Origin of the sequence: Legionella sainthelensi, assembly GCF_900637685.1 — a bacterium.
Lineage (GTDB): Bacteria > Pseudomonadota > Gammaproteobacteria > Legionellales > Legionellaceae > Legionella > Legionella sainthelensi.
On record NZ_LR134388.1, the window covers coordinates 989,638 to 1,015,265 of the forward strand.

Here is a 25,628-nt window from a genome sequence, read left to right on the forward strand (position 1 = left end):
ATCTTTTATTCCACAATGAATAAGTAAAAGAAAAATTAAATGAATATAGGATAAAACGGGATCAAGCATGGATGGCTATAACGTTTAGTCGGCCCACCATGAATAATATGGAGCTCATTGAAATCGGAGAATATTTAGGTTGTGATGAAACAGAGTTACTTGATCTTGAGAGCATGTTGGGAGATAGTCCCAAAAATTTAGAATTATTAAAGATACTTTCCGATAAAGAGCAAATACTCTCCTGGAAAACTACTCATTAAAGAATGCAATGAGCAGCTCTAGACGGACATATTAAGATCTAACTTTATTGAATAATCGCGCAAATACAGGAACATTTGCAAGGATAGAGGCTCATGTAGAATTTGGTATAAATTGCATTGGTCAAATGAGGCAGCTTCTTCTTCGTGAGCAAGGTAAAATAGCACTGTGGTTGAGCTCTTCAGTTGTTGCAATCGGTGTGATATTTTTATAAATCTTTCTCGTCATCTTCCACAAAAGCGGAAGGTTTAAAATTAGCACAGGTGTTAAGATTGAGGTCTATTTGCAATAGACCTCTAAGTTATAGTCCTTCATGTTTTACGCGTCTCGTAAAAATTTAGAGCTTCGCCTTAAGTTGGCAATGTTTGTGAAATCTGTTCGATACGCTCTTCAGCATCAGTATAAATTTTTTTGAAGATATCAAAAAAATTGTCCATAGATAGTTTTTCCAACGAATAAGCAGTAACACCTTGTGGTGTGGTCACGCTTTCCCGTAGGTGAGCAAAAGATCGACCGGATTTTTTTGCTAATTCTGCAGCGCCAAATATAGATTCCAAGGAAATTTTTTCTGCTAACTCTGCAGAAATCCCTCTACTTATAGCGGCATTTTGCAATGCTTCTAAAAACAGAAAAATATAGGCTGGTGCACAACCTATAGGAGCGGTAAGTGTATCTATCATGGATTCTTGATCTACCCAAAACGCGTAACCCACATTATTAAAAAGAGCTTCAATCAATAATTTTTGCGCTGCAGTGGTTGATGGGCTGGCAAATAAAGCTGATGTTCCCTTGCAGAATTCACTTGGAGTATTCGTCATGACTCGGATGATGCCTAGTTGGTTATTATTAAGCCATCGAGAAATGCTGTTCACATCTATGACACCAGCTAAAGAAATAACTATAGGATTTTTATTTTGAATTATTGGGGCAATTTCCTGACAAACCTCCTGCATAAATTGAGGCTTTACTGCAAGAATAATAATTTCGGTATCTTGAACTGCATGGATGTTGGTTTTTGTAGATAAAACACCTAATTCTTTAGCGAGTTGCTCCGATTTGTGGGGATTACGATTACTAAGAGTGACTAAATTTGCTGGATACCCGCTTTTAATAAGACCACGTATAAATGCGCTGCCCAAGTGGCCTGTACCTACAATAGAAATAGATTTGTTTTTAATCATAATGGCCTATATTTTTATCTTTTTGAAAAGATACAAGAGGAGCTTGTTGATGTCAAGATTCTGTAGGAGTCAAAATAGAAACAATGGCTCTTTAGCGTAAAAAATGTTATGGGCTTACGTCAGCAATAACATAAACCCTGGTCTGGTAGTTTTAATTAATCCAATTATTTTGTCGAATTATTTCTTTAGAGCTTTCAACCCCAGGTTGATCAAAGGAATTGATATTCCAGATAATACCTTGTACAAAAATTTTATGTTCATATAAAGAAATTAAAGAGCCCAGTGTCTTTGGTGAGCAATCGACTAATGAAAGAAGATTGACTGACATTTGTCCGGGAATATGGCTATGCGGATTATCACTTGGGCTTCCTCCTTTGGTGAGTACTTCTTTATGGGCATGACATATTTTGTTTATTACCTCGTCCGCGTAGGTTTGAACATTAATTAAATCAGCTGCGACTTTATGTGTGCCTTGGCATAAAAGCTGATAGTAACTGTGTTGAGCGTGATTACCTAACCCGCCCCAAATAATAGGGCCTGTTGCGTAATCTATCCTTCGTCCTTGTTTATCGATTGATTTTCCATTACTTTCCATATCGAGTTGTTGCAGATAAGAAACAAAATGTTGGAGCTCTTGAGCATAGGTCATCAGCAGCAAATTATTCGTGTTTAAAAAATTAATATTCCATATCCCAAGTAATCCTAATAATACTGGCAGGTTATTTGCAAAATTTGCAGTGCGAAAATGAACATCCATTTCATGAGCGCCGGAGATGATTTCAGCAAAATGATCGCAACCAATAGCAATACAGGAAATCAAATTAATCGCAGAAAAGAAAGAATAACGTCCACCCACCCAATCCCATATAGGAAGAATTGTTGCAAATCCCATCTCTTGTGCATTTTTCACATTAGCAGTAACCGCTATAAAGTGTTTGTCACGATGTTGTTGCAACTTACCCCATTTCAATGCCTGCTGGTAATGAGCTAAAGTTTCTGGAGTAGTAAAGGATTTTGAGGAGACAATAAAAAGTGTAGTCTCTGGATTAAGTGTTGCTGTAACACGCTGAAAAGCACGAGGGTCTATGTCAGAAATAAAATGGAATCGCAACTGATTTGTTACTAAATCGCTGAGTGAATCAATACAAAAGAAGGGACCAAGCATTGAACCCCCAATACCAATGTTAATGACATCAGTGATTGGTTTTCCAGAATAACCAAGCCATTCTTTATTTCTGATTTTAATCGAAATTTCATACATTTGTTTTCGAGTATTAATGACGTCAGGAACGATATTTTGTTGATTAACCCATATTATTTCATTTTCTGGGACACGAAGCGCTGTGTGTAAAGCAGCTCTATTTTCCGTATTGTTTATGGGTTTTCCACTCATTAAGTAGTCTATATGCTCAGACAGGAGGCATTCATTGGCGAGATCAAAAAGGGTATCCATAATTATAGAATTTACCTGTTGACCACTGTAATCAAGAGTAATATTAGCTGCAGATTTAGACTGATTTTTTATTTCAACATTATTAACACTATCTCTTTTCGCAAGTTTTTCGAGTTTTTTCCAAGCGTTTTTTTGAGTGAGTTGTTCCATAACTTTCCTATTTAAACTTAAATAATTATTGTGCTGTAAGCCATTTGGAAAAATTTTCACCTTCGATTGGATGTATTTTTCCTAAATCTACGTTAGCTTTTAAAAATCCAAGTACGCTACCACAATCATAACGCTTTCCTTCATATAGGTAAGCTAAAACTGTTTCTTTTTGGAGTAGGCCATTGATTGCATCAGTAAGTTGAATTTCTTTATGCTCTTTATGGGGTAAGGCTCTGATTTGATCAAAAATTTCTGGTGTCAGAACATAGCGTCCTACTATTGCTGTATTAGATGAAACTTGATCTGATTTCGGTTTTTCTACTAAATGATGTATATTCAAAATATTGGTGTTCCATGGGACTCCTTGAATAATCCCATAACATCCGGTTAACTCCTTAGGCACATTTTCTACAGCTATAACACTATGCCCATGTGTTTCGTATAATTGAATCAACTGTTTAATAACCGGTATTTGTCCCGTCATTAAATCATCAGCCAGAATTACTGCAAATGCATCATTACCAATAATTTTCTCAGCACATAAAACGGCATGACCTAGTCCAAGAGGTTTTGCTTGGCGGACATAAAAACATTCCATATCCGGGGGGGTAACGGATTGAACTATAGACAAGAGTTCATTTTTATCATGGTTTCTTAGCTCATTTTCTAATTGATAGGCAAGATCAAAATGATCTTCAATGGCTGTTTTGTTATGACAGGTGACAAAAATCATTTCGCGTATGCCAGCAGCATATGCTTCCTCAACAGCATATTGAATTAAGGGTTTATTAACTACAGTTAACATTTCTTTAGGTGCTGCTTTTGTTGCGGGTAAAAACCGCGTTCCTAAACCCGCTACAGGAAACACAGCTTTTCTTATAGAAGAAAATGTTGAATTCATTGTTAATTCATCCATTCAATAACAATTGTTTAAGTATGCACTGAAAATCATTTGATTTATATACTTTTTGCAAGACAATTAGCACTAGAGTTCTTTAAGAGAAGGTTGTTTTAGATGTATTCATTAGATTGGTCTCGTGTTTATGGTTTACCTAAGTCCATAGCAATTTTTAAAAATACTCCTGAAGATTTTCAAGTAAATGAATTTTTTGATAGTCCATTTAGTGGTCAAGGAGAGCACATTCTCCTTAAAATTGAAAAAAGAGGTTTAACAACCGAGGAAGTGGTTAAATCATTAGCAAAATTACTGCATAAGCCAATCACATCTATTGGTTATGCTGGCTTAAAAGACAGACAGGCACTGACAACTCAATGGTTAAGTATTCATGCTCCAGGAGAAATTATTCCAGGAATTGAACACTACGCCGCTTCAGGATGGCGAGTTTTAGAAAGTACTCGCCATCATAAAAAATTACGACCAGGTTTTTTAACCGGTAATCAATTTGTTATACATTTGCGTGAAGTTTCTCATTTAGATGACTTGAAGCAACGTATCGAGCAAATTAAGGAATGTGGTGTTCCAAATTATTTTGGTGAACAACGCTTTGGCCGTGAAGCAGGAAATTTATCAAAAGCAGAAGAAATGCTGGTGCATGGTCGTAAAGTTAAGGATAGATTTTTAAAAGGTATCTACAGTTCTGCTGCACGTTCATGGCTTTATAATTTAATTTTATCGCAACGTGTAATAGAGCGCTGTTGGAATACACCTCTTCCTGGTGATGTAATACAACTTAGTGGGTCTAATAGTATTTTTGTTGTGGATGAGGTTAGCCAGGAGCTGTTGCAACGAATCAAGGATAAAGATCTTTCTCCTGCGAGCCCTTTACCAGGAATAAGTAAACATAAAGCAAGAGATAAGGCCTTGGAATTAATCAATAACACTTATGCAAATTGGCAACCCTGGTTGAATGGTTTGGAACTTTTTGGAGTAGCTGAAGCCTGGCGTGCGAATATTCTTCATGTGGAGCAGCTGAAATGTATCATTCAGAACAATGAAGTGGAGCTGGCTTTTATTCTTCCTGCGGGTTCTTATGCAACAGCAATATTGCGAGAGCTATGTATTTATTAAGAGAGCATTTATACGAACTCAAGTTCTAAATAAAACAGCTCAATATAAAAATTATTTTATTTTTATATTGAGCTGATTTAATCTAACGCGATGACCTCTACTTGATTTTTACCTTTATTTTTTGCTTGATACAAAGCCTCATCAGCGCAAGTAATGAGTTTTTCAATTTGAAGACTATAATTTGATTTTATCCAAGCGACGCCCATACTCAAAGTTATTTGCTCCATAATTGCTTCTTCTTGAGGTTTATTTTGATGGAATTTGTTATTAAATAAATCGCAAATAGCCAAAGACTCTTGAAGTGATTGATTGACGAGAATGACTGAAAATTCATCTCCTCCAATACGACAAATGAAGTCATTAGAACGGCGAAAAGAACTTTTTAATAATTCTGATATGAAAATTAAAAAATGATCTCCATAAGGATGCCCTAAATTATCGTTAATTAATTTAAAATTATCTACGTCGATTGATATCAAAATGAATGGATAATGGTTACGCTGCGCTACACCCCATTCCGTTTTTAAAATTGATTCAAAATAACGCCTGTTGTATAGGCCTGTTAGTGAGTCTGTTATGGATAATTGATGCAAATCATCAATTAATACTTGCTTTTCTCTTGATAACCTAAAAACCCGGTTTAACAATAAATTGTTAATTCTGGCAGAAGTGACAAGCATAAGTACAAAAAGTAAAAACATAGTTGCTAGCATGGCTCTATCTAATTCAAATGTTAAATAGTTGTAGGTAATGACAGGTAAAAACATAGGTAATACATAGGCATAGTAAGCGGGGAGATAAACTGATAATGAGGCAATTGCTCCAGCACTCATTCCTCCTAATACCAAAATAATAATAAATTCTTGAAGTATGGAGATATGGTGTAGCATCAGTAAATAACAAGATCCCCAAATAGCTCCCATAAAAAAAGTCAAAAGAACAAAAATCGCTAGCATTTTAGGCGTCATATACACATGTTTTCTTATGACATAATGACAAAAAATCCATCGGATGATGCTGTTTAAGATAATAAACAAAATCCAGATCATTAATTGAGGGGGGCTTTATTGTGGAGAAGGTCTAACGTCAATAATAAAGCCAAAATTGTATTAAAAGGTATAGACCTAAGTGCTCCTTCAAAAAGAAATATCATTTCTTCTTCATAAGAGAAAGGCAATTTTTGAATCCTTAATTTCAATCTTTTGTAATTTGAGTATAGCGTATGAAAACTTAAGCGGAGCCGACAGGAACAGTTAGGAAAGTCTTATTTTGGTCATAAAATTTATCCCTTTTTCTATTTATTATATTCATTGAATGCGTTGAGAAACTGACTTCCATAACGCGCTAATTTATGTTGTCCCACACCAGGTACCGATAGTAATTGCTCCATACTTTGAGGTTTTATTTCAGTCATAGCATGTAAGGTTGCATCGCTAAAAATCATAAAGGGCGGTTTGTTTTCCTCATCAGCAAGTTTGCGCCTTAAAACACGTAGCATTTCAAATAAGGGGCTATTTGTGGATTGAATCGCTCGACGCTCTTTGTTTTTCTTTTTGTCATGCTTAGGCTCCTTGTTAGGCAAAGTTAAAAAAATTTTTTCCTCACCTTTAAGCAAGGGAATGGCCTTAGATGTCAATTTCAGCACATTAAAATGCTCCATGTCTTGCATACAATATTCTTTGTGAATGAGTTGCCAAGCAAGGTGTTTCCAATAATGGCTTGATTTGTCTTTGCCAATGCTGAAAGTGCTTAGTTGCTCATGACCATATTGCTTTATTTTATCGGAAGTACTACCGCGTAATACATCTATGGTGTGCGTTAAGCCATAATTTTGTCGTAACCGATAAATACAGGATAAAAATTTTTGTGCATCTTCAGTTGCATCTATGGTTACAGGGGGACTATCACATACATCACAATAGTCGCATTTCGTCTCTGAGGACTCATCAAAATAACGTAACAAAATTTGACGGCGACAATGCGCTGCTTCGGCAAAAGCCAGCATATGATTCAGTTTATTGGTCTCAACATATCGTTGCTCATCAAGTGGGTTATTCACAATCCAAGAGCGAAGTCGGGCACTATCTGCTGGATCATAAAGCAAAAGCGCTTGGGCGGGCAATCCATCCCTTCCAGCACGGCCAGTTTCCTGATAATAAGCTTCGATATTTTTAGGTAAATCATAATGCACTACAAACCGAACGTTGGGTTTATCAATCCCCATTCCAAACGCAACTGTGGCAACTACTATGTCGATGCGATCGTATCTAAATAAGGTTTGTACCTCTTTGCGTTCGTCATGAGAAAGTCCGGCGTGGTAAGCTCGCGCTTTGAAACCCATTGTTTGTAATTTTTCGACTAGATTTTCTACACTATTACGTGTTCCACAATAAATAATTCCTGACTGTTGCTCTACCGAGCTTAAAAATTGATTTAATTGTTTTAAGGCATGGGTTTTAGGTACTACTTTATAATGGATATTAGGGCGATTGAATGAAGCAATGTATTTATTGGGTTCATAGTTAAGCCTGGCTACAATGTCTTGACGAGTTTGTCTATCTGCAGTTGCCGTTAAAGCAACAATTGGAACCTCAGGAAATTGTGCTTTTAAAACTCCTAAAGCGGCATATTCAGGACGAAAATCATGTCCCCATTGAGAGATGCAATGTGCCTCGTCTATTGCAAATAGAGCGATCTTACATTCCTTTAATCGATCTAAGAACGTTATATTAATAAGACGTTCAGGGGCAATGTATAGTAAGTCCAACTCACCATGGTGTAGTTGAATTAATACATTTTTTGCTTCGATACTGGTTAAAGAAGAATTATAGTAAGCAGCACGGATTCCCTGTAATCGCAGGGCGGTTACTTGGTCTTCCATGAGCGCAATTAATGGGGAAACAACGATACCAATACCTGGCCTTATTAGAGCAGGTATTTGGTAACACAGCGATTTTCCCCCACCAGTAGGCATTAAAACGAGAACATCATTACCCGCAATGACATCCTTAATGATATCCTCTTGAGGAGGACGAAAGGAGTCAAAACCAAAATACTCTTTGAGTACTGATAAAGTATTGCGAGTAATAGGGGCTACAATAGTTTCCATGTGCTTATTCTTTTTTTTATTACAAGCGCCAAAGAGGAACAACGATATTCTGCGCAGTATATCATCATGGTTTGGAAATAAAAGCACTCTCTTTTATATAAAAACGGAGTAATTTTTCTGCCCAATCTTTTGCATAATGAACACCAATTCTTGATTTTTCAACGAGTGTAAAAGTTTGAGGAGAATCTGATTCAGCAATATAAAAAGTATCACTCGTGAGATCATGCTGATTCAAATTTTTATCAATATGCATTGCTTTTGATAATAACCCGGGACCTTGCGTTTTTCCCTGGATGTTTTTAATGGGCTCCAGGGCACGTAGTAATATTGCTGAGCCTGTGCCTTCAGTTTCTGTAACCACATTCGTGCAATAATACATCCCATAGATTAAATAAATATAGGCATAGCCTGCGGGGCCAAACATCACTTTTGTTCTTGGGGTCAGCCCCTTTGAGGAATGACACGCCAGATCGTGTTGTCCCAAATAAGCCTCGACTTCGACAATTTTTCCTATATATTCTATTCCGTCTTTATTATGGATGAGGTATTTGCCTAGAAGAGCTTTGGCCACACTAATTGTGTCACGCTCATAAAATGTTCTGGGTAATTTTTGGAACATATATCTTTCATGGATGATAAAAATTCGCAATAATAGTACATGTGAAACCACTTTTCTAAGGATAGTTTTATGGATTTTAAATTCACGGCCGAGCATTTGGCTTTTCGGGAGATGGCGGCTGATTTTGCTCGTGAGAAATTAGCGCCTATGGCAGATAATTGGGATGAGCATGATTATTTTCCCATTGGGGTCTTGCGTGAAGCAGCGGCTTTAGGAATGGCGGGAATGATGGCGCGAGAGGACATTGGTGGAGCGCAATTAACACGTTTAGATTCTGCTTTGTTGTTTGAACAATTGGCAACAGGTTGTATTAGCACGAGTGCTTATCTATCGATTCACAACATGGTTACCTCTCTAGTAGATCGGTATGCTCATCCTGACTTACGAGCGCAATGGGGACCCAAATTAACCTCAATGGAGGTATTGGCGAGTTATTGCTTAACTGAACCTGAATCAGGTTCAGATGCTGCTTCTTTGAAAACTAAAGCGGTAAAGGACGGAAATTATTACGTCCTCAATGGCTCAAAAGCATTTATTTCGGGTGGTTCAGTAAGTGATGTTTATTTGTGTATGGTTCGTACTGGTGATGAATCGCATCACGGAATAAGTTGTTTGCTTATTGAAAAAGATACTCCCGGTTTGAGTTTTGGCAAATTAGAAAACAAAATGGGGTGGCGTAGTCAACCTACGTGCATTGTTTATTTTGAAAATTGTCGTGTACCCGTTGCTAACCGAGTTGGTGATGAAGGTATGGGATTCAAAATTGCATTAAATGCATTAAATGGTGGTCGAATTAATATAGCATCTTGCTCCTTAGGAGGTGCTCTTGCGTGTTTGCGATTGACTCAGGCATACATGCATGAGCGTAAACAATTTGGAAAACCTCTTTCGGAAATGCAGGCATTGCGTTTTTATTTTGCCGATATGCTCACTGATTATGAAGCAGCGCGATTAATGGTTTATCGGGCGGCAAATGCTATGGACAAAAATGAGCCTAATGTCCCCATGTATTGCGCTATGGCTAAGCGTTTTGCTACCGACGTTGCATTTCGTATTAGTGATAAAGCGATGCAAATACATGGTGGGTATGGCTATTTACGTGATTATCAGATTGAGCGAATCTTTAGGGATTTACGGGTTCATCAAATTCTTGAAGGCACCAATGAAATTATGCGAGAAATTGTAGCTAAAGCGACTTTAGATGAAGAGCATTTTTTGTGCTAATAAAAAGGAGTGAATTGATGAATTTAATAGAACAAGAGTTGGATAATCAGGGAATTTTAACGTTAACCTTAAATCGCCCCGAAAAATTGAATGCGTTAAGTAGCGAAGTGTTAGATGCTTTAGCGGAGTCATTTGGTTATGCGAGAGCGAACTCAAAGGTTAAAGCATTAATGATCACGGGTAATGGGAAAGCCTTTTGTGCAGGGGCTGACATTAACCGACTTGCTGAATGTACCGCGCAAACCGGGTATGAGTTTGCATGTCGAGGACAAGAGGTATTTAGACTTTTGGAGACTTTGGGAAAACCCTCCTTAGCAGCAGTAAATGGGTTTGCATTTGGTGGTGGATGCGAGTTAGCTATTTCTGCAACAATGAGAATTGCTTCAGTTAAGGCACAATTTGGCCAACCTGAAGTAAAGCTTGGGGTTATTCCTGGTTATGGTGGGACACAACGTTTAGCCCGATTAATCGGCAAAGGGCGCGCTTTAGATTTATGTTTAACAGGTCGATTTATTAATGCGGAAACAGCGTTTCAGTGGGGGTTGGTGAGCGAAGTTGTGGAGCCTGATGCTTTGTTAGAAAAAGGAAAAAATATATTACAGGGAATTTTAAGTATGGCACCACTAGCGATAGCAGGGGTTATGGAGGTGATTGATCATGGCTACGATTTGTCTTTGGTTGATGCATTACACTTAGAAGCAATTCATTTTGCCAAAACCTGTGCTTCCCAGGATAAGCAAGAAGGAGTAACTGCATTTTTAGAGAAACGAGTAGCACAATTCGAAGGGAAGTGATTATGGCTGATGAAGTACTTTTTACACAAGAGGGTTCATTAGGCGTTATTACTTTAAATAGACCTGGTGCACTGAATGCCCTGACGTTAACCATGATCATTAAAATGCAAAGACAATTAAGTCTTTGGAAAGAAGACGATACTGTTCATGCGGTAGTTGTACGTGCGGTGCCTGGGAATGCTTTTTGTGCTGGTGGAGATATACGTTCACTTTATTCTTCTGGGCAAATAAATGACGCAGAACAAATGCAATTTTTTTGGCATGAATATCGATTAAACCACTTTATTCATCATTTTAGTAAACCTTATATTTCTTTAATTGATGGAATTGTTATGGGGGGGGAGTAGGAATTTCCATGCATGGCAGTCATCCCATAGCAAGTGAACGTTTGATTTTTGCAATGCCTGAGACAGGTATAGGCTTTTTCCCTGATATTGGAGCAAGTTATTTATTGACACGATGTCCTGGATCTTTAGGTATTTATTTAGGTTTGACTGGGGATCGATTAGGCGCGATGGATGCAATGAATGCAGGTTTAGTCAAAAAAATAGTATCTTCAGAACAAATGCCGGTTTTGTTTGACGCATTAATGAATGAAGACTTGTCAAAAGAGGCATTTGAACGTGTGGATAAATGTCTGCAAGATTTTACTATGGTATCTTCTGCAGAAGAGATAAATCAGCTGTTAATTAATGTGTGTTTTGCACATCCAACAGTTGAAAAGATTCGCGAGTGTTTACAAAATGAGGATGGAGAATGGGCTAAAGGTGTTGAGGCCACTTTAGCAAAGAAATCTCCACTAAGTTTAAAAATCACTTTAGCTCAATTGCAAAAAGCAAAGGGATTAACTTTAGCGCAATGTTTGCAAATGGATTATGATATCGTGAGTCACTTTATGCATGGAAATGATTTTTATGAAGGTGTGAGGGCCTTATTAATTGATAAAGATAAGAATCCTAAATGGAATCCTGCTCGTCTTGATTTGGTAACTGACGATCTAGTCCAAACTTACTTTGATCGCTCACATGCTGCTTTAGAGTGGCTGTAACAGACACTCATTTTCTTTACATGATTATAACGGTGTTCAACATGAAACACCGTTTTACTTTCAGGTAATAGTATTTTACTTTTAAGTTTACTAAAGATAGTTACAAGCTCTAGCGTGGTGTAAAATCAATTTTGGGGAAATAACAGTCCTTTAGTGGTGAATCATCACCTTGAAGTTGCTGATACTTTTCCTTTACTTTACTCTGCACTGTAGTACCCACTTGATATGCACCCGATGCAATAGCGGCGGTAGCCATTGCACCAGCACCCGATTGAATTGCGATTTTGGTTGGTTGAGCAAAAAATCCTAAAAAGCGCAGCATATTTTTATTCCTTAAAAGTTTATAAAAAAGTTAATGTGCAATTAAAACCATCATGCTTTAAAAAAATAGTACACTATCTAAGCATAGAAATCTATTATAAAAGTTGATGATTTTCTATCTGATTTTTTAGTTAATTGCTTCTTAATTTATAATATGTTTTTTGAGCAAAAGAAAAACTATTTTTATATTCTGTTCGATAAAATTAACTTGTTTTTCTATCGAACAGCTTTTTTAGATATAAATGCTACACATTCGTGGCTTCGCCGGGATAAGCTTTATGGGATAAAATGTGCTTAACGCCATAATTTTTTTCTCCCATGCAAATTATTTGAGCCAATCACTAAGTATGTCAACTATTTTTTGTGCTTGTTCTGTACTCGATATGTTGAATTTAGATTTTAGCCAGTATTGATTATTTCTTTTTTGATACCGTCGGATTGAATATTTGACTGGACCAAAATCATTTTGGCTATTATCCCAATCTTGATATTTAAACATAATTGTAGTCCAGGCTCCTTTAGTTAACACCTTTTTATCAAGTTCTTTAGTCGTTTCGGTACCATCGTCGTTAAATGCTATCGTGATTTCATCAATGTTTGCAGTCATTTGGAGCTTTACCTCTGTAAATTAAATAAAAGAAACAACATTAATTATGAATGTTGCTTGCGCTAAAATTTTGAGAGTGTATCTTATTTTTTTCGTACACCAAAGCGATTCTTCTCTACGGTAAAAAAGGTTAAATTTAAGCTGGACTTTAAATCTAACATTTCAATTGGGTTTTGCGGTTAAATTTAAACCTTTTGTTTGCTGTTATTGAATGGAATAGAGTTTGCCATTTACAAAAGTCATTGTAACAGCAGATTGATATTGTCCCGGTTGATAGATCCAAACCTGAGGCTTTTCTGCTGTTGGTACCACTTCATTGATATAAGTGTTATTTGTCACTGAAGGGCTTCCACAAGAATAATATACTTTTTGTATCGGATCACCAGGTTGAATATTAGTGCCCTTACAAATAGAAACGGCATTACTGTTAGAACCATTTAATTTGATGTATTTGACCTTTTGATTCACCACATCTACTTCCAGTTGGGCACCACTGTTTGGTTGAGGAATACTCCAAACGTTATAGTAAGCAGAACCTGAACCAGCAGGTGTTGTTCCCGGAACTTGCCATACCCCTGAATAAGCATTACTTGCTCCCGCATTATTATACATAAGCTGCTGCATGGGAATTTTCTGTAATACAGGTTGATTTGATTCCTGTTGACTTATGGGTTGGCCACATGCTGCAATAACTTGATCAGGTGTCATTCCGAGATTAACGTAACCGTGATTTTGGGGGCAATAATAAGACTGTGTGTCAGCAAATAGGTTAAAAGGTAAAATAAATAACCCCAAACTCATGCACCTGTGAAGAGTCAATTTCATAATTTTCCCCACTAATCCTCAGCGTTTAAATAAAGTATAGATGCTTTTATAACAATCTCCAGGGGAGGCTAGCACTAATAAATAAAGTGATGATTTTTAGCACTATCATAATGATAAAGGGGGAAAAATCAAATCCTGCGATGTTGGAAATGAATTTTCTACCGAGTTTTAATAATGGTTCTGTCAATATACGTAGAAAATCAGCAATTGGTCCTTGCCATCCTGGATTGACGAAGCTCATTATTGCTCGCACGAGAATAGCAAAAAACAGAATATCGCACGGTTGAATGATTAAATCAGCAATAATATAAATGAGTAAATAGAGGAAAGGCATTATTCCATGTAATGCAAGTAAACTGATGCAAATGACTTTTAATAACTCGACAACAACTAAAGTGATCAAAGCCGGAATATCGTATTTCTGTCCTGGCTGGTGTTTTTGTTGTGTTATTTGTTGAATTGGATTTACTATTGGATCTGAAATTTTATAAATAAGTTGGCTTACTGGATGTAGTACACTGACACGCAAGTAGCGTAAACTAATACGGAGCCATAAGCTGAAAATAAGGAGCGAAAAAACCAACGACACAAGAAACAAAGCTACCGCGCTAAAACCTGACATATTTTCCCCCATCCTAATTTATACTGGTTCTGTTTGTAATTCTCTTTTGTTGGGTTCGTCACGAGACTGTGTGCATGCAGCGCTACACTAGTCTCAGAAGAGTAAACAGATCTTTATTTTTTTGCGATTATACCGCGTTGCTTGATTTTTGTCGCTCACCAAAAATAGCTCGACCAACACGAACTATAGTAGCACCGGCTTTGATTGCAGGAATTAAATCATCACTCATTCCCATGGACAAAGTATCCATATTCAAATTAAGGGTTTGATTAAGATGTTGCATGAGTTGATTAAGACGAATAAATACATCGTATTGAAGAAGTGGATCGTTGAGTGGAGGAGGAATAGTCATTAACCCTCGAAGCTTCAAATTAGGTAATTGACTTATAGCTAAGGCAAGCTCCGCGGCATTTTCGGGAGGTATCCCCGACTTAGATTTTTCATCGATTAAATTAATTTGTATGCATACATTAAGTGGATTTAAATCTTTTGTTCGATATTCATTAAGCTGAGAGGCAATTTTAACTCGGCTTATACTATGAATCCAACTAAAAAGGGTAGCAATACCCTTAGTTTTATTGCTCTGAATGGGGCCAATAAAATGCCAATTGAGAGGTAAATTCTTTAAGGCAGATATTTTTTTTTGCGCTTCTTGGAAATAACTTTCTCCAAAGTCTTTGACTCCCAGATGAAAAGCCTCTTGAATTTTATCAATATTTTGTTGTTTGCTGACAGCAAGTAATAAAATGTTTTCTGGTTTTCGGCCGCAACCCAAGGCAGTTTGGGTGATTAAGTGTTGTATTCGATTTAGATCTTGATGAAGGCTCATGATTAATAAAGTAAATGAAAAAATTTCAACAATAGCAAAAGAAACAGTATTTGCCGAGTGCTGGTTAGTAAGTTAATCTAGTAACAAGCATGAAGAATCAGGATAGATTAATCAATGGATATAGCAGAATTATTGGCATTTTCAGTCAAAAATAAATCTTCAGATCTACATTTGTCAGCAGGATTACCGCCAATGATTCGCGTTGATGGCGACTTACGCAAAATCAATTTACCTCCTCTAGAACATAAAGAGGTGATAAAAATTATTTATGATGTAATGAATGATCGGCAAAGAAAAGAGTTTGAAGAGTTTTTAGAAACTGATTTTTCTTTTGAAATTGCCAATCTCTCTCGTTTCAGGGTCAATGTATTTAATCAATCACGAGGTGCCGCAGCAGTTTTTCGTACTATCCCTTCTCTGATTTTAGGTATGAAAGACTTAGGGTTGCCCTCTATTTTCGAAGAAATGGCAAGCTATCCTAAGGGATTAGTACTGGTCACCGGACCTACAGGATCAGGAAAAAGTACAACGTTAGCTGCGATGATCGATTACATTAACTCAACTCGTTATGATCATATTTTGACCGTTGAAGATCCTATAGAGTTTCTTCACCAAAGTAAAAAATGTTTATTGAATCAGCGTGAAGTTCATCGGGATACGCTTAGTTTTAATGCAGCTTTGCGTTCCGCATTACGTGAAGATCCTGATGTTATTTTGGTAGGAGAATTACGCGATTTAGAGACGATTCGTCTAGCAATGACCGCAGCTGAAACAGGGCATTTAGTATTCGGTACCTTACATACTAATTCTGCAACAAAAACAATTAACCGAATAATTGACGTATTTCCGGCAGAAGAAAAGGCTATGGTTCGTTCAATGCTGTCTGAATCGCTACAAGCTGTCATTGCTCAGACTTTGTTGAAAAAAAATGGGGGTGGGAGAGTAGCTGCTTTAGAAATAATGATCTGCACAGGAGCTATTCGTAACTTAATTCGAGAGGATAAAGTCGCACAAATGTATTCTTCCATCCAAACTGGGCAAGCGAAAGGAATGCAAACTTTAGATCAACATTTAAAAGAACTGGTTAATAAAAATCTTATTTCACGTAATACGGCTTATGCAGTTGCTTTTGATAAGTCTTTATTTTAAATCTACAAATGGTACAAGTGATTTTTTATGTTATTAGCAATCAGAGTGGAATAATAATTGCTCTGGCGAAATTTTCTCGACAGAACGTATTCATTGAACCTTCCTAAAAAGTCTTGTTCATATCCTGTCTTGTACTATCAGTATTGATCATTTCTTCTTTTTTAGTAGTCTGTAAAACATCTTTCATCTTTTTAAAAGAATCCAACAATGAGTTTTTGGGTTTGAGTTCGCCTACTAGTTCTTTTATACCTTTAACATTAAAATTCCTATGATGATAGTTTTTCCATGCTAAGAATCTTTGGGCAGATTCAAGTGCTTGTTGTGGATTATTTTTAGCCATTTCTCTAAGTGCTTCTTCTACGCGAGGCCCTGTGACTTTGTTTTCGCGAATACCAAGTTCTGTAGGAAATGGTGGTTTATGAGGTTTTCCTTTCTCTGATACTTCGGGTTTTCCTGTATGTTCATGTATGTTTTGTAACTCATCTTTCACGCAACGACCCAAACAAACTTTAGTGGAATACTGAACAGCCTCCTGAAAACTCTTATTCAGTACTTCGGGGGGATATTTTATCCTCAGCTCAAGTTTGTGATCATTAATAACCTTTTGAACGGCAGGTTCTTTAAAAACATCCATTATTTCTCTCAGGCTATGGAATCCCTCATTCACTGCTCGTGCGACAAACGTCAGGACAATATTATCCACATGCTCTTGTAAATCAGGATCTTGAGGATGCTTTTCAATGAAAGCACCAGCGAGAGTCACCGTAGAGAAGGCTGTTCCTGATACAGAATTAACAAATGGAACATGGGTTTTAGTAGCAGAATAACCATCCTTCACTGCAGGGTTTAACGCATATGAATCAACAATTCTGTTTTGCTCTTCAGAGGTTCTTTCATTGAATGGCATGGCATGAATGGATTTCATAATACCTGGATTTTGACTGAATACATTATTTTCTTCGTTTGTTCCTCGCACTGGCTCATTAAGTCTGTCTTTGGTTTTATAAGCGGCAGGGCTATTGCGCCGAACAGCATTTCTCTTCAAGGTAAAATCTGGGGTCGTATCGCCTAATTCGCGTATGGTTCCCACAACACTTTTTGCTCCCTCCATGGTTGTAATTGCTACGTCGTCTTTACCTTTTCCAATGTCCTTATCATATAATCCTGGGTTTAATTCTTTTACCAAATCAGAAAGTTTTTGCATGCCATCGTAGAAAACCGGTGATTCCTCCTCCATAGATTCGAACAGATTCGTAGCAAATCTAGTTTCAAAATACCGTCTACTTTGATTTTCTATAGGGTTATCTGTAACATGTTTTTTTGCTTCTACAATAGTGGTCGATAACAGATGATTCTCACTAATTTCCCGATGGGTTTCACAAATTTTTTCAATCGCTAATATGGCCTTATCCTTCTCAAGATGAAGATAGTGGGTCATAATTTCATCTACTTCTTGCCTAACTTTTCCACCTAATTCCTTTTTTAGAAGAGCTGTGGTCAAAAGAATAAAATCAGAGGAATCTATTGGGTTTGCTTTTAGAGCTTGCAAATAAGCAGCTGTTTCATTTTTTTCACGCATAATATTTTCCTCTGCAGCATATATTTGGGCATATATTTAATTTTGTATATTTTTTGGATCTAATGATTAAAAATAATATCATTATTCTCTTAAGATAATATTAGGTAACGATCCTTAAGGTTTTTTGTACAGGCAGGATTATTGGCGTTTCAGTCTGGTAATAGGTTGCTTTAAAGACGTAAATTAGTTTATTGTTACCAACATAATGTACAATGTATGGCCTAAATGGTGTTTTAAATATCTAGAGAAGATTGATGTACCATAACTTGAAATTGGATGGCTTATCCCAAAAAGATTGCTTGCAGGCTATTAAAGAAATTCCTAATGAAGTCACTTGGCTGGTTTGGGGTTGGAATAATCTTGGTGGCAAAAGGACGGAGGAGTTAATCCCTCTTTTTCACGCATTGCCCACCAGAATCACCACCTTGGATTTGAGTGGAAATGACTTTGCCAACAAAAGCGAGGCAGAATTAAGTACTCTCTTTAAAACCCTACCTAATCACTTATCTACCCTTAATTTACGTTGGAATAAACTGAATCGTGTAAAAAGCACAGGATTAATCGCTATGTTCAATGCCTTGCCTAACAGCATAACGATGCTTCATCTAGGTGGAAATGATCTTGCGAACAAAACGTGCGCGGAGTTAGTCAATATTGTTAGCTCTTTGCCTGATAACGTTACTTCTCTTGCTGTGAGTCATAATAGCCTTGGGAAAAAAAACAGCGAAGAATTAGTCCTCATCTTTAAGGCAATGAAAAAAAAAGTGGCTGTTCTTGATTTAAGTGACAATGATCTTGGTGACAAGACGAGCGCGGAATTAATTGAGATCCTTAATGCTCTGCCTTCAAGTGTTACTTCACTAAATTTAAGCTCTAACAATCTAAATAAGAGATCTAAAGATGATTTAATTGCAATTTTACGTGCCTTACCAAAAAACATAAACTCACTTAATTTGAGTTCGAATCAATTAGGTGAGAAAAACAGCCAATAATTGGTCGATATGTTAAAATATATGCCAAAAAGTGTTGTCTCACTAATGTTGGGCAGCAACGGTCTCGGTAAAAAAAGCAGTGGCGAATTAGTTGCTATTTTAAATGAATTACCGAATAACTTAAGTTCGCTTGATTTGCGACGCAATAATCTTAGAGATAAAAATAGTTCGGAATGGTTAGAGATTTTTAATGCCTTACCAAAAACATTGTCCTCAGTGGATTTAAGTGGGAACTTTAGTAAAAAATCAAATGAGGAATTAATGATACTCCTGAATGTCTTGCCAAATCATGTGTCCTCACTTAATTTGAGTGCAAGTTTTTTGGGTGACAAGACAGAAGAACAATTAGTTAATATTATCAAAGCGTTGCCAAGCACAGTAACTTCCCTTAATTTGAGTGAGAACAACCTCAATAGCATAACATTTGCTAAAATTCTAAATGCTTTGTCACCCAGTGTGTCATCGCTTGATTTAAGTGGGAATGAGTTTGTTAAGAAAACCAGTAATGAATTAATTAACTTTTTTATTAGCCTTCCATCTCGTATACACAATATTCAACTCGATGATAGCCTCTTCAATGTCGATGACTTTCTATTAGCACAATCAGGGAGTAGCGCCGCGACACAGCGTGCTGTAGAACGATTGCTGACCGCCATACAACAGCCATTAACAGACGAAAACTGCTCTTTTGCGGAGATACTGTATACAGATTTTAGTAGTTTTCCTATAGAAATTGATGCTCGTAAAAAAGCACTCATAATCATCGAGTTATTAGCTCAGAATACACCTTGGGCATTGGTTGCTGCCGCATTGATACAACAAGAACGGATCCCTGTATTTTATGAGGAAGATGCAATCCCAGTAGAGCAATCTAACGCTCATGCAGAAATCTGTGCTTTTTCAGCCATTAGCTATTACATCCAGGCGTTACATCATCCCGATGCGGATGATCATAACAAAACTTTTTGTTGGGGAAGACTATGGCATATGCAACATGAGTACCCAGAGGGTAGCGTATTTACAACAGTCAACGATTTTATAAGAAACAATAGCAGTAGCGCTGAACTTTATTTGACTAAGTTGTTTCCCAATTATAACGCGATGAGGCATAACTTTGATAAGCATCAGGAAGAGGTAAAGACTGAGCCAATGCTACAGATTACAGAACCATCATTACTAAAAAGATTTTTTTATCATAAAGACGAGAAGCCAGCTCCTTGCGAGCAGGCTCTTAAGAAGTTTGAAAAATTCTCCGCTCCAGGAACTGCTTAGCTATCAGAACTTCAAGCGAAATAGAGCCCATTTTTATAGGGCAGCCGTCCCTCCGAAACCGACACTGCTCCAGTCATCCGCCAAGCTTGCAAGCTTGTTCACCTCACTCTGCTTAAATCTTATCTAGAACTTGGCGGATGACGCTAGACTTTATTCCATTAAGACTTCTTTATGCTTTTTTCTGGATTTCGATTAATTGTGGGATACCTATTTCAGCTAATGCAAGCATATTGTTCAGCTCATCTCGATTGAAATGCCGGTCTTCTGCGGTGCCTTGGATCTCAATAAAATGTCCTGCTTCATTCATGACAATATTCATATCGGTTTCAGCAAGTACATCTTCCGCATAATCTAAATCAAGTACAGCTTGCCCGCGATAAAGTCCAACAGAAACGGCAGCTATATAGTTAAATGTAGGCATTTTACGTATTTTTTCTCGTTCTACCATCCAACTGATTGCATCTCTCATGGCGACACAAGAACCAGTAATTGCTGCTGTTCTTGTTCCGCCATCAGCCTGAATTACATCGCAATCCAGGGTAATTGTATTTTCACCTAAGAATTTTAAATCAACGCAAGCTCTTAAAGATCGGCCTATTAAACGTTGAATTTCCATGGTTCTACCACCTTGCTTTCCCTTGCTTGCTTCACGTTCGGTACGACTATGTGTTGCCCGTGGCAACATCCCATATTCTGCGGTTACCCAGCCTTGATTTTTTCCCTTAATAAAACGCGGAACTCCTTCGGTAACGGAAGCATTACATAACACTTTGGTTTGTCCAAACTCGACAAGGACAGAGCCTTCAGCGTGTTTTGTATAGTTTCGGGTTAATTGAATGGGACGTAATTGGTTTGCTTCACGATTACTGGGGCGCATGAAATAATCCTCGCTAAAATCTTAGAGTATAACGTGTTACTCTTTGAGTTGCATCTTAAACTTATTGTTAATTTCAAGTAGCCTCTCTCTGTCCAATTCCTTTAAATTGGGGTATATTCGCGCAAGGTTTGTTTATTGGTATCAATATGCTACAAAGTATGACAGCTTTTGCCCGTGTGCAAAAACAGATTGAAGAAGGTCATTTTTGCTGGGAAATTAAATCAGTTAATCATCGGTATTTGGATGTTTCATTTCGTCTGCCTGAGTCTTTTCGATTTATAGAGCCTCATTTGCGCAATGAATTGCGCGATAAAATAAGTCGGGGAAAATTAGAATGTCAACTTAAATACCAAGACACAGGTTTTAATAATCAAGCTATGCTTATAAATAGAGGCATGGTTGATGCATTAATAGATTTGGGTGATAAGTTATCCGTATCACATCGTTTGACCAATGATTTGAGCGTCACTCGGGTTTTATCTTGGCCTGGCGTGGTTCAAGTCAGCACTCCAGATGCTGATTCTTTAGGAGAGCAGGCAATCGCTTTATTTAAACACACCATTGAACAATTAATGCAAATGCGAATTGCCGAAGGCAATGCATTAAAAGAGCATGTGGAAAGTCGTCTAAGTGATTTAGGCAGAGAAGTTGAACGCGCGCGAACTACAGCATCTCAGCAAGTGGAACAAGCTAAAAATAAATTGTTAACACGCTTGCAATCATTGCAAATTGAAGTGCAAGAATCACGCATAGAGCAAGAAATAGCCTTGATTTTAACTCGCCTTGATGTCAGTGAAGAATTAGACAGATTACAAACTCACCTTAATGAAGTGAACCGGGCGTTAAATTGCGATAAAATAGTTGGAAGACGGCTTGATTTTTTAATGCAGGAGTTAAATAGGGAGGCGAATACGCTCAGCTCAAAATCTGATTCTGTAGCTTTAACTCAGATTGCAGTTGAGATGAAAGTCTTAATTGAGCAAATGCGTGAGCAAATTCAAAATATTGAGTGAGTACTATTGTGGGTGATTATTTAGGTAATTTGTTTATAGTAGCTGCACCTTCAGGAGGGGGCAAAACCAGTTTGGTAAGAAGATTAGTTGAAACTCTTGACAGTATTGAGGTCTCTATTTCACATACGACACGATCAATGCGTCCAGGAGAACAACATGGAAAAGATTACTTTTTTGTTGATGAAAAAGAATTTACCTGTATGGTTGATGAATGTGCATTTTTAGAATACGCTCGAGTTTTTAATCATCTATATGGAACGTCGATGGAGCAAATTACCAAACGTCTGCATGAAGGAATCGATGTGGTTTTGGATATTGATTGGCAAGGAGCGCAGCAAATCAGACATTCTTTTCCAGATGCGGTGAGTATTTTCATTGTGCCGCCATCCTTAGAAGAATTGAAACAAAGGTTGTTGAATCGACGTCAAGATAAAGATGAAGTAATTAGCGATCGAATGAAAAAAGCACAGGATGAACTCAGTCATTATTCTGAATTTAATTATTTAATCGTTAACGATAATTTTGAAAGAGCGGCGATGGAATTAGGTGCAATTGTGCTTGCAAACCGCTTACGTATCGAGCGGCAGATAAAGAAACAATCAAAATTACTTTCTTTCCTGATGTCATCGCAGTAAAATAAGAAGTTTTGCTACTGGAGAATGAGAATTATGGCACGAGTTACAGTTGAAGATTGCTTAGAGCACGTTGCAAATCGATTTGAATTAGTTATGGTGGCTACCAAACGTGCACGACAAATTGCTGTGCGGGGCGATCAACCAATGGTTGAATGGGAAAATGATAAGCCAACTGTAGTGGCTTTACGCGAAATTGCAGAAGGTTTAGTTACTGCTGAAATTTTGGATAAAGAGTAGGACAGGTTGCAATTTTATTCACTTGTCCAAAGTGTCTTGTTTTCCTGCATTTAGTACCCATATACTTCGTGTATGTTGTACTGTGTGTGCTATGATGCTCGAAAATCAAGTCATTTTGACTCAAGATAGCAAGTTATCAAGAAATCTATTTCTTTGTGCAATGCAGTAAAGGAGGGGATGCCCTATACTGTAAATGAGAGGTGAGGTCATGTTAGATACTAGGGAGTACTGCGTGAGCTACTTTAAGGAGCTCGATGAAGAGCTAAAATGCTATCTTGAGCAGTCACAAATAGAAAAATGCTATCAGGCCTATTTAGTCGCTGAAAAAGCGCATCAAGGTCAAACCCGTCGCTCAGGCGAGCCATATATTACTCATCCTGTAGCCGCTGCTTTAATTCTTGCACGAATGCGTCTCGATTATCAAACTATTATGGCCACTTTGCTCCATGATGTAGTTGAAGATACTGCGGTGAGCAAAGAGGATTTAACTCGCCAATTTGGAGAAGAAGTTACTTCTCTTGTTGATGGCGTAACGAAGCTGACTAAAATTAAATTTGAATCAAAAGCAGAAGCCCAAGCGGAAAATTTCCGCAAGATGGTTTTGGCTATGGTTAAAGATATTCGTGTCATTATTGTGAAGTTAGCCGATCGCTTGCACAATATGAAAACACTTGGAGCAATGCCTTATGCAAAACGCAGACGCATTGCTATAGAAACTCTAGAAATCTATGCGCCTATTGCAAACCGTCTGGGCATGCATTCAATTTATGTAGGTCTTGAAGATTTAGGATTTCAAGCGCTCTACCCTATGCGTTATAGAGCAATTAAATCAGCTGTAGAAAAGTCTCGTGGCAACCGTCGTGAGTTAACTCAAACCATAGAAAGAGATTTGCAGCTTGCACTGGCCCAGTTAAATATTCCGTACGAACAAGTATTTGGCAGACAAAAGCATTTATACAGTATTTATCGAAAGATGCGTCAAAAAAAAGCTTCATTTACCGAGATTACCGATGTATTTGCATTTCGCGTGATCACTGAGGATATTGACTCTTGTTACCGCATTTTAGGTGCATTACATTGTACCTATAAACCTGTCCCGCAACGGTTTAAAGATTATATTGGCATTCCCAAGGCAAATGGATACCAATCTTTACATACGACTTTGTTTGGTCCTTTTGGAGTGCCTCTAGAGGTGCAAATACGTACTCGTGATATGGATAAAGTGGCTGATAATGGAGTAGCCGCTCATTGGATTTATAAGTCTTCTGGTCTTGAAGTGAATGAAGCTCAGCTGCGGGCAAGAGAATGGGTGCAAAGTTTATTAGAAATGCAGCGCAGTACGGGTAATTCATTAGAATTTATTGAAAATGTGAAAATTGATTTATTTCCAGATGAAGTATATGTTTTTACTCCAAAAGGACACATTATGGAATTACCTAAAGGAGCTACTCCTGTTGATTTTGCATATTCCGTGCATTCGGGAGTTGGAAACAGTTGTGTTGCTGCTAAAGTAAATAGAAAATTAGTTCCACTGAGTATTCCTTTATCGAATGGCCAAACGGTAGAGATTGTTACTGCGCCGGGTGCACATCCAAATCCATCCTGGTTAAATTTTGTTGTTACCGGAAAAGCTCGTTCTAATATCCGTCATTTTTTGAAAAGCCAGCAAAATACGGAATCAATTAGTTTAGGAAAACGTTTATTGGAACAAGCCTTAAATGAATTATCCAGTGATTATGCGAAAATTCCTCCCGAGTCGCTGCAAGCACTATTAAGTGATTTACATTATAAAATCATGGACGATTTGTTGTATGCCATTGGAGTGGGTAACCAAATGGCAATGGTTATCGCCAAGAGATTAATCGTGACTCAAGATTCTAATGAGTTAGATAAAGGAATTAAAGCTCGTCCTCTAGCTATTAAAGGTACTGAAGGAATGGTTATTCATTTTGGTGAATGTTGCCAACCCATTCCGGGCGATAATATCGTTGGAAAGTTTCAACAAGGACGAGGAATCATTGTGCATAGCAGTGATTGTGTCACCCTAAAAAATTCCTGTACCAATCCAGAACAATTTGTTGCCCTGCGTTGGGATGAAAAAGTTGAGGGCGAATATTGGGTTGATATTACGGTTGAAGTTGTCAATGAACGAGGGGTATTAGCGGCTTTAGCAACCGCAATTGCGGAATCAGGTTCAAACATAGGAAATATAAATGTAGATCCGCGTGATGGGCGACATAATGCGGTCACATTTTCAATTAGCGTGATTGACAGGACGCATTTAGCTCGTGTTATGCGTAGATTACGAGCAAATAAAGTGGTTATGCGTCTTTATAGAAAAAAACAAGGGGAGAATTAATGCGAGCAATAAATACAAAATTGGCTCCGGAGGCTATTGGAACTTACTCACAGGCCATTCAATGTGGTGATACAATTTATCTTTCGGGACAAATACCACTTGATCCGACAACCATGCAGATGTGCAGCGAAGACATTAAGCTTCAAATTACACAGGTTCTAGAAAATCTGTCTGCAGTATGTGAGGCTGCTGGCGGTAGCTTGGCTCATATTGTGAAATTAAATGTTTATCTTACCGATTTACATCATTTTCCTTTGATTAATGAAGCGATGAGTCGATATTTTGCCGCTCCTTTTCCAGCAAGAGCTGCTATTGGTGTTGCAGCACTACCACGTGGTGCATTGGTTGAGATGGATGGCATTATGGTTTTGTCTTCAAAGTAATTCAGTACATGTAGTCTGGAGAAAAATAACAGCATAACTTATGTGTGCTATGCTTTATTCTAT

General features: G+C 37.5%; 25 protein-coding genes and 1 pseudogene. 13 read left to right on the forward strand and 13 right to left on the reverse strand.

Annotated features, from left to right (window positions below; all coding sequences use genetic code 11):
• The first annotated feature begins 71 nt into the window (after positions 1-71).
• Entirely contained in the window at positions 72-260 is a 189-nt protein-coding gene (locus EL220_RS04370; RefSeq protein WP_035905911.1) for a hypothetical protein, read from the forward strand.
• A 348-nt stretch (positions 261-608) separates the two neighbouring features.
• Here the strand turns inward: EL220_RS04370 and proC are convergent, their stop codons facing one another.
• The 3 genes from proC to galU all read right to left on the reverse strand — a co-directional run bounded on the left by proC (position 609) and on the right by galU (position 3,943).
• Positions 609-1,439, reverse strand: coding sequence for a pyrroline-5-carboxylate reductase (gene proC / locus EL220_RS04375; protein WP_027270605.1), 831 nt, complete (start codon positions 1,437-1,439; stop codon positions 609-611).
• Positions 1,440-1,590: 151 nt separating this feature from the next.
• Positions 1,591-3,042: a glucose-6-phosphate isomerase gene (gene pgi, locus EL220_RS04380; RefSeq protein WP_027270606.1), complete on the reverse strand. Its 1,452-nt coding sequence runs from the start codon at positions 3,040-3,042 to the stop codon at positions 1,591-1,593.
• Positions 3,043-3,067: 25 nt separating this feature from the next.
• Positions 3,068-3,943 carry a UTP--glucose-1-phosphate uridylyltransferase GalU gene (galU, locus tag EL220_RS04385; protein WP_027270607.1) on the reverse strand — a complete coding sequence of 292 codons (876 nt, stop codon included), beginning with the start codon at positions 3,941-3,943 and terminating at the stop codon, positions 3,068-3,070.
• A 114-nt stretch (positions 3,944-4,057) separates the two neighbouring features.
• Between galU and truD the strand changes: the two genes are divergently transcribed.
• On the forward strand, positions 4,058-5,071 hold the full coding sequence (gene truD / locus EL220_RS04390) for a tRNA pseudouridine(13) synthase TruD (RefSeq protein WP_027270608.1): 1,014 nt from the start codon (positions 4,058-4,060) through the stop codon (positions 5,069-5,071).
• Between the two features lie 77 nt (positions 5,072-5,148).
• On the opposite strand, the gene EL220_RS04395 is transcribed toward truD, so the two are convergent.
• The 3 genes from EL220_RS04395 to EL220_RS04405 form a co-directional block, all read right to left on the reverse strand.
• Positions 5,149-6,039 carry a GGDEF domain-containing protein gene (locus EL220_RS04395; protein ID WP_232002616.1) on the reverse strand — a complete coding sequence of 297 codons (891 nt, stop codon included), beginning with the start codon at positions 6,037-6,039 and terminating at the stop codon, positions 5,149-5,151.
• Between the two features lie 326 nt (positions 6,040-6,365).
• A complete protein-coding gene (recQ, locus tag EL220_RS04400; protein WP_027270610.1) occupies positions 6,366-8,180 on the reverse strand; it encodes a DNA helicase RecQ in 1,815 nt (604 codons plus the stop codon).
• 64 nt (positions 8,181-8,244) lie between these two features.
• Positions 8,245-8,799: a DNA-3-methyladenine glycosylase gene (locus EL220_RS04405; protein ID WP_027270611.1), complete on the reverse strand. Its 555-nt coding sequence runs from the start codon at positions 8,797-8,799 to the stop codon at positions 8,245-8,247.
• Positions 8,800-8,868: 69 nt separating this feature from the next.
• Between EL220_RS04405 and EL220_RS04410 the strand changes: the two genes are divergently transcribed.
• The 3 genes and pseudogenes from EL220_RS04410 (at position 8,869) to EL220_RS04420 (ending at position 11,865) form a co-directional block, all read left to right on the forward strand.
• Positions 8,869-10,023: an acyl-CoA dehydrogenase family protein gene (locus tag EL220_RS04410; protein WP_027270612.1), complete on the forward strand. Its 1,155-nt coding sequence runs from the start codon at positions 8,869-8,871 to the stop codon at positions 10,021-10,023.
• Between the two features lie 17 nt (positions 10,024-10,040).
• Positions 10,041-10,817 (forward strand): enoyl-CoA hydratase/isomerase family protein, encoded by a 777-nt coding sequence (locus EL220_RS04415; RefSeq protein ID WP_027270613.1) that lies wholly within the window; start codon positions 10,041-10,043, stop codon positions 10,815-10,817.
• Positions 10,818-10,819: 2 nt separating this feature from the next.
• A pseudogene (locus EL220_RS04420) lies at positions 10,820-11,865 on the forward strand (enoyl-CoA hydratase/isomerase family protein).
• Positions 11,866-11,974: 109 nt separating this feature from the next.
• On the opposite strand, the gene EL220_RS04425 reads toward EL220_RS04420, so the two are convergent.
• From EL220_RS04425 to EL220_RS04445, 5 genes are all read right to left on the reverse strand, one after another.
• Positions 11,975-12,187 carry a hypothetical protein gene (locus EL220_RS04425; protein WP_027270615.1) on the reverse strand — a complete coding sequence of 71 codons (213 nt, stop codon included), beginning with the start codon at positions 12,185-12,187 and terminating at the stop codon, positions 11,975-11,977.
• A gap of 324 nt (positions 12,188-12,511) precedes the next feature.
• Positions 12,512-12,793: a hypothetical protein gene (locus tag EL220_RS04430; protein WP_027270616.1), complete on the reverse strand. Its 282-nt coding sequence runs from the start codon at positions 12,791-12,793 to the stop codon at positions 12,512-12,514.
• A 204-nt stretch (positions 12,794-12,997) separates the two neighbouring features.
• Positions 12,998-13,618, reverse strand: a complete 621-nt coding sequence (locus tag EL220_RS04435) for a DUF2845 domain-containing protein (protein ID WP_027270617.1) — start codon at positions 13,616-13,618, stop codon at positions 12,998-13,000.
• Positions 13,619-13,664: 46 nt separating this feature from the next.
• Positions 13,665-14,240: a YggT family protein gene (locus tag EL220_RS04440; protein ID WP_027270618.1), complete on the reverse strand. Its 576-nt coding sequence runs from the start codon at positions 14,238-14,240 to the stop codon at positions 13,665-13,667.
• 127 nt (positions 14,241-14,367) lie between these two features.
• Positions 14,368-15,069, reverse strand: coding sequence for a YggS family pyridoxal phosphate-dependent enzyme (locus EL220_RS04445; protein ID WP_027270619.1), 702 nt, complete (start codon positions 15,067-15,069; stop codon positions 14,368-14,370).
• 114 nt (positions 15,070-15,183) lie between these two features.
• Between EL220_RS04445 and EL220_RS04450 the strand changes: the two genes are divergently transcribed.
• The gene (locus EL220_RS04450) at positions 15,184-16,218 is read left to right on the forward strand and encodes a type IV pilus twitching motility protein PilT (RefSeq protein WP_027270620.1); all 1,035 of its coding nucleotides are present in this window, start codon (positions 15,184-15,186) and stop codon (positions 16,216-16,218) included.
• Between the two features lie 103 nt (positions 16,219-16,321).
• Here the strand turns inward: EL220_RS04450 and EL220_RS04455 are convergent, their stop codons facing one another.
• Positions 16,322-17,797: a hypothetical protein gene (locus EL220_RS04455; RefSeq protein ID WP_027270621.1), complete on the reverse strand. Its 1,476-nt coding sequence runs from the start codon at positions 17,795-17,797 to the stop codon at positions 16,322-16,324.
• 254 nt (positions 17,798-18,051) lie between these two features.
• Between EL220_RS04455 and EL220_RS18585 the strand changes: the two genes are divergently transcribed.
• Both EL220_RS18585 and EL220_RS18590 read left to right on the forward strand, forming a co-directional pair.
• Positions 18,052-18,789 carry a leucine-rich repeat domain-containing protein gene (locus tag EL220_RS18585; RefSeq protein WP_232002617.1) on the forward strand — a complete coding sequence of 246 codons (738 nt, stop codon included), beginning with the start codon at positions 18,052-18,054 and terminating at the stop codon, positions 18,787-18,789.
• A 21-nt stretch (positions 18,790-18,810) separates the two neighbouring features.
• Entirely contained in the window at positions 18,811-20,061 is a 1,251-nt protein-coding gene (locus EL220_RS18590) for a leucine-rich repeat domain-containing protein (protein ID WP_232002618.1), read from the forward strand.
• A gap of 169 nt (positions 20,062-20,230) precedes the next feature.
• Here EL220_RS18590 and rph read toward each other — a convergent pair whose 3' ends face one another.
• Positions 20,231-20,938 carry a ribonuclease PH gene (gene rph / locus EL220_RS04465; protein WP_027270622.1) on the reverse strand — a complete coding sequence of 236 codons (708 nt, stop codon included), beginning with the start codon at positions 20,936-20,938 and terminating at the stop codon, positions 20,231-20,233.
• 146 nt (positions 20,939-21,084) lie between these two features.
• On the opposite strand from rph, the gene EL220_RS04470 reads away from it, so the two are divergent.
• The 5 genes from EL220_RS04470 (at position 21,085) to EL220_RS04490 (ending at position 25,565) form a co-directional block, all read left to right on the forward strand.
• Positions 21,085-21,951: a YicC/YloC family endoribonuclease gene (locus tag EL220_RS04470; protein WP_027270623.1), complete on the forward strand. Its 867-nt coding sequence runs from the start codon at positions 21,085-21,087 to the stop codon at positions 21,949-21,951.
• A gap of 5 nt (positions 21,952-21,956) precedes the next feature.
• On the forward strand, positions 21,957-22,586 hold the full coding sequence (gene gmk, locus EL220_RS04475) for a guanylate kinase (RefSeq protein ID WP_027270624.1): 630 nt from the start codon (positions 21,957-21,959) through the stop codon (positions 22,584-22,586).
• 33 nt (positions 22,587-22,619) lie between these two features.
• On the forward strand, positions 22,620-22,823 hold the full coding sequence (rpoZ, locus tag EL220_RS04480) for a DNA-directed RNA polymerase subunit omega (protein ID WP_027270625.1): 204 nt from the start codon (positions 22,620-22,622) through the stop codon (positions 22,821-22,823).
• A 232-nt stretch (positions 22,824-23,055) separates the two neighbouring features.
• Complete coding sequence (gene spoT, locus EL220_RS04485) at positions 23,056-25,182, forward strand: bifunctional GTP diphosphokinase/guanosine-3',5'-bis pyrophosphate 3'-pyrophosphohydrolase (protein ID WP_027270626.1); 2,127 nt, start codon at positions 23,056-23,058, stop codon at positions 25,180-25,182.
• Positions 25,182-25,565, forward strand: a complete 384-nt coding sequence (locus tag EL220_RS04490) for a Rid family detoxifying hydrolase (RefSeq protein ID WP_027270627.1) — start codon at positions 25,182-25,184, stop codon at positions 25,563-25,565. The genes spoT and EL220_RS04490 overlap by 1 nt, the downstream gene beginning before the upstream one ends.
• Positions 25,566-25,628 lie beyond the last annotated feature (63 nt).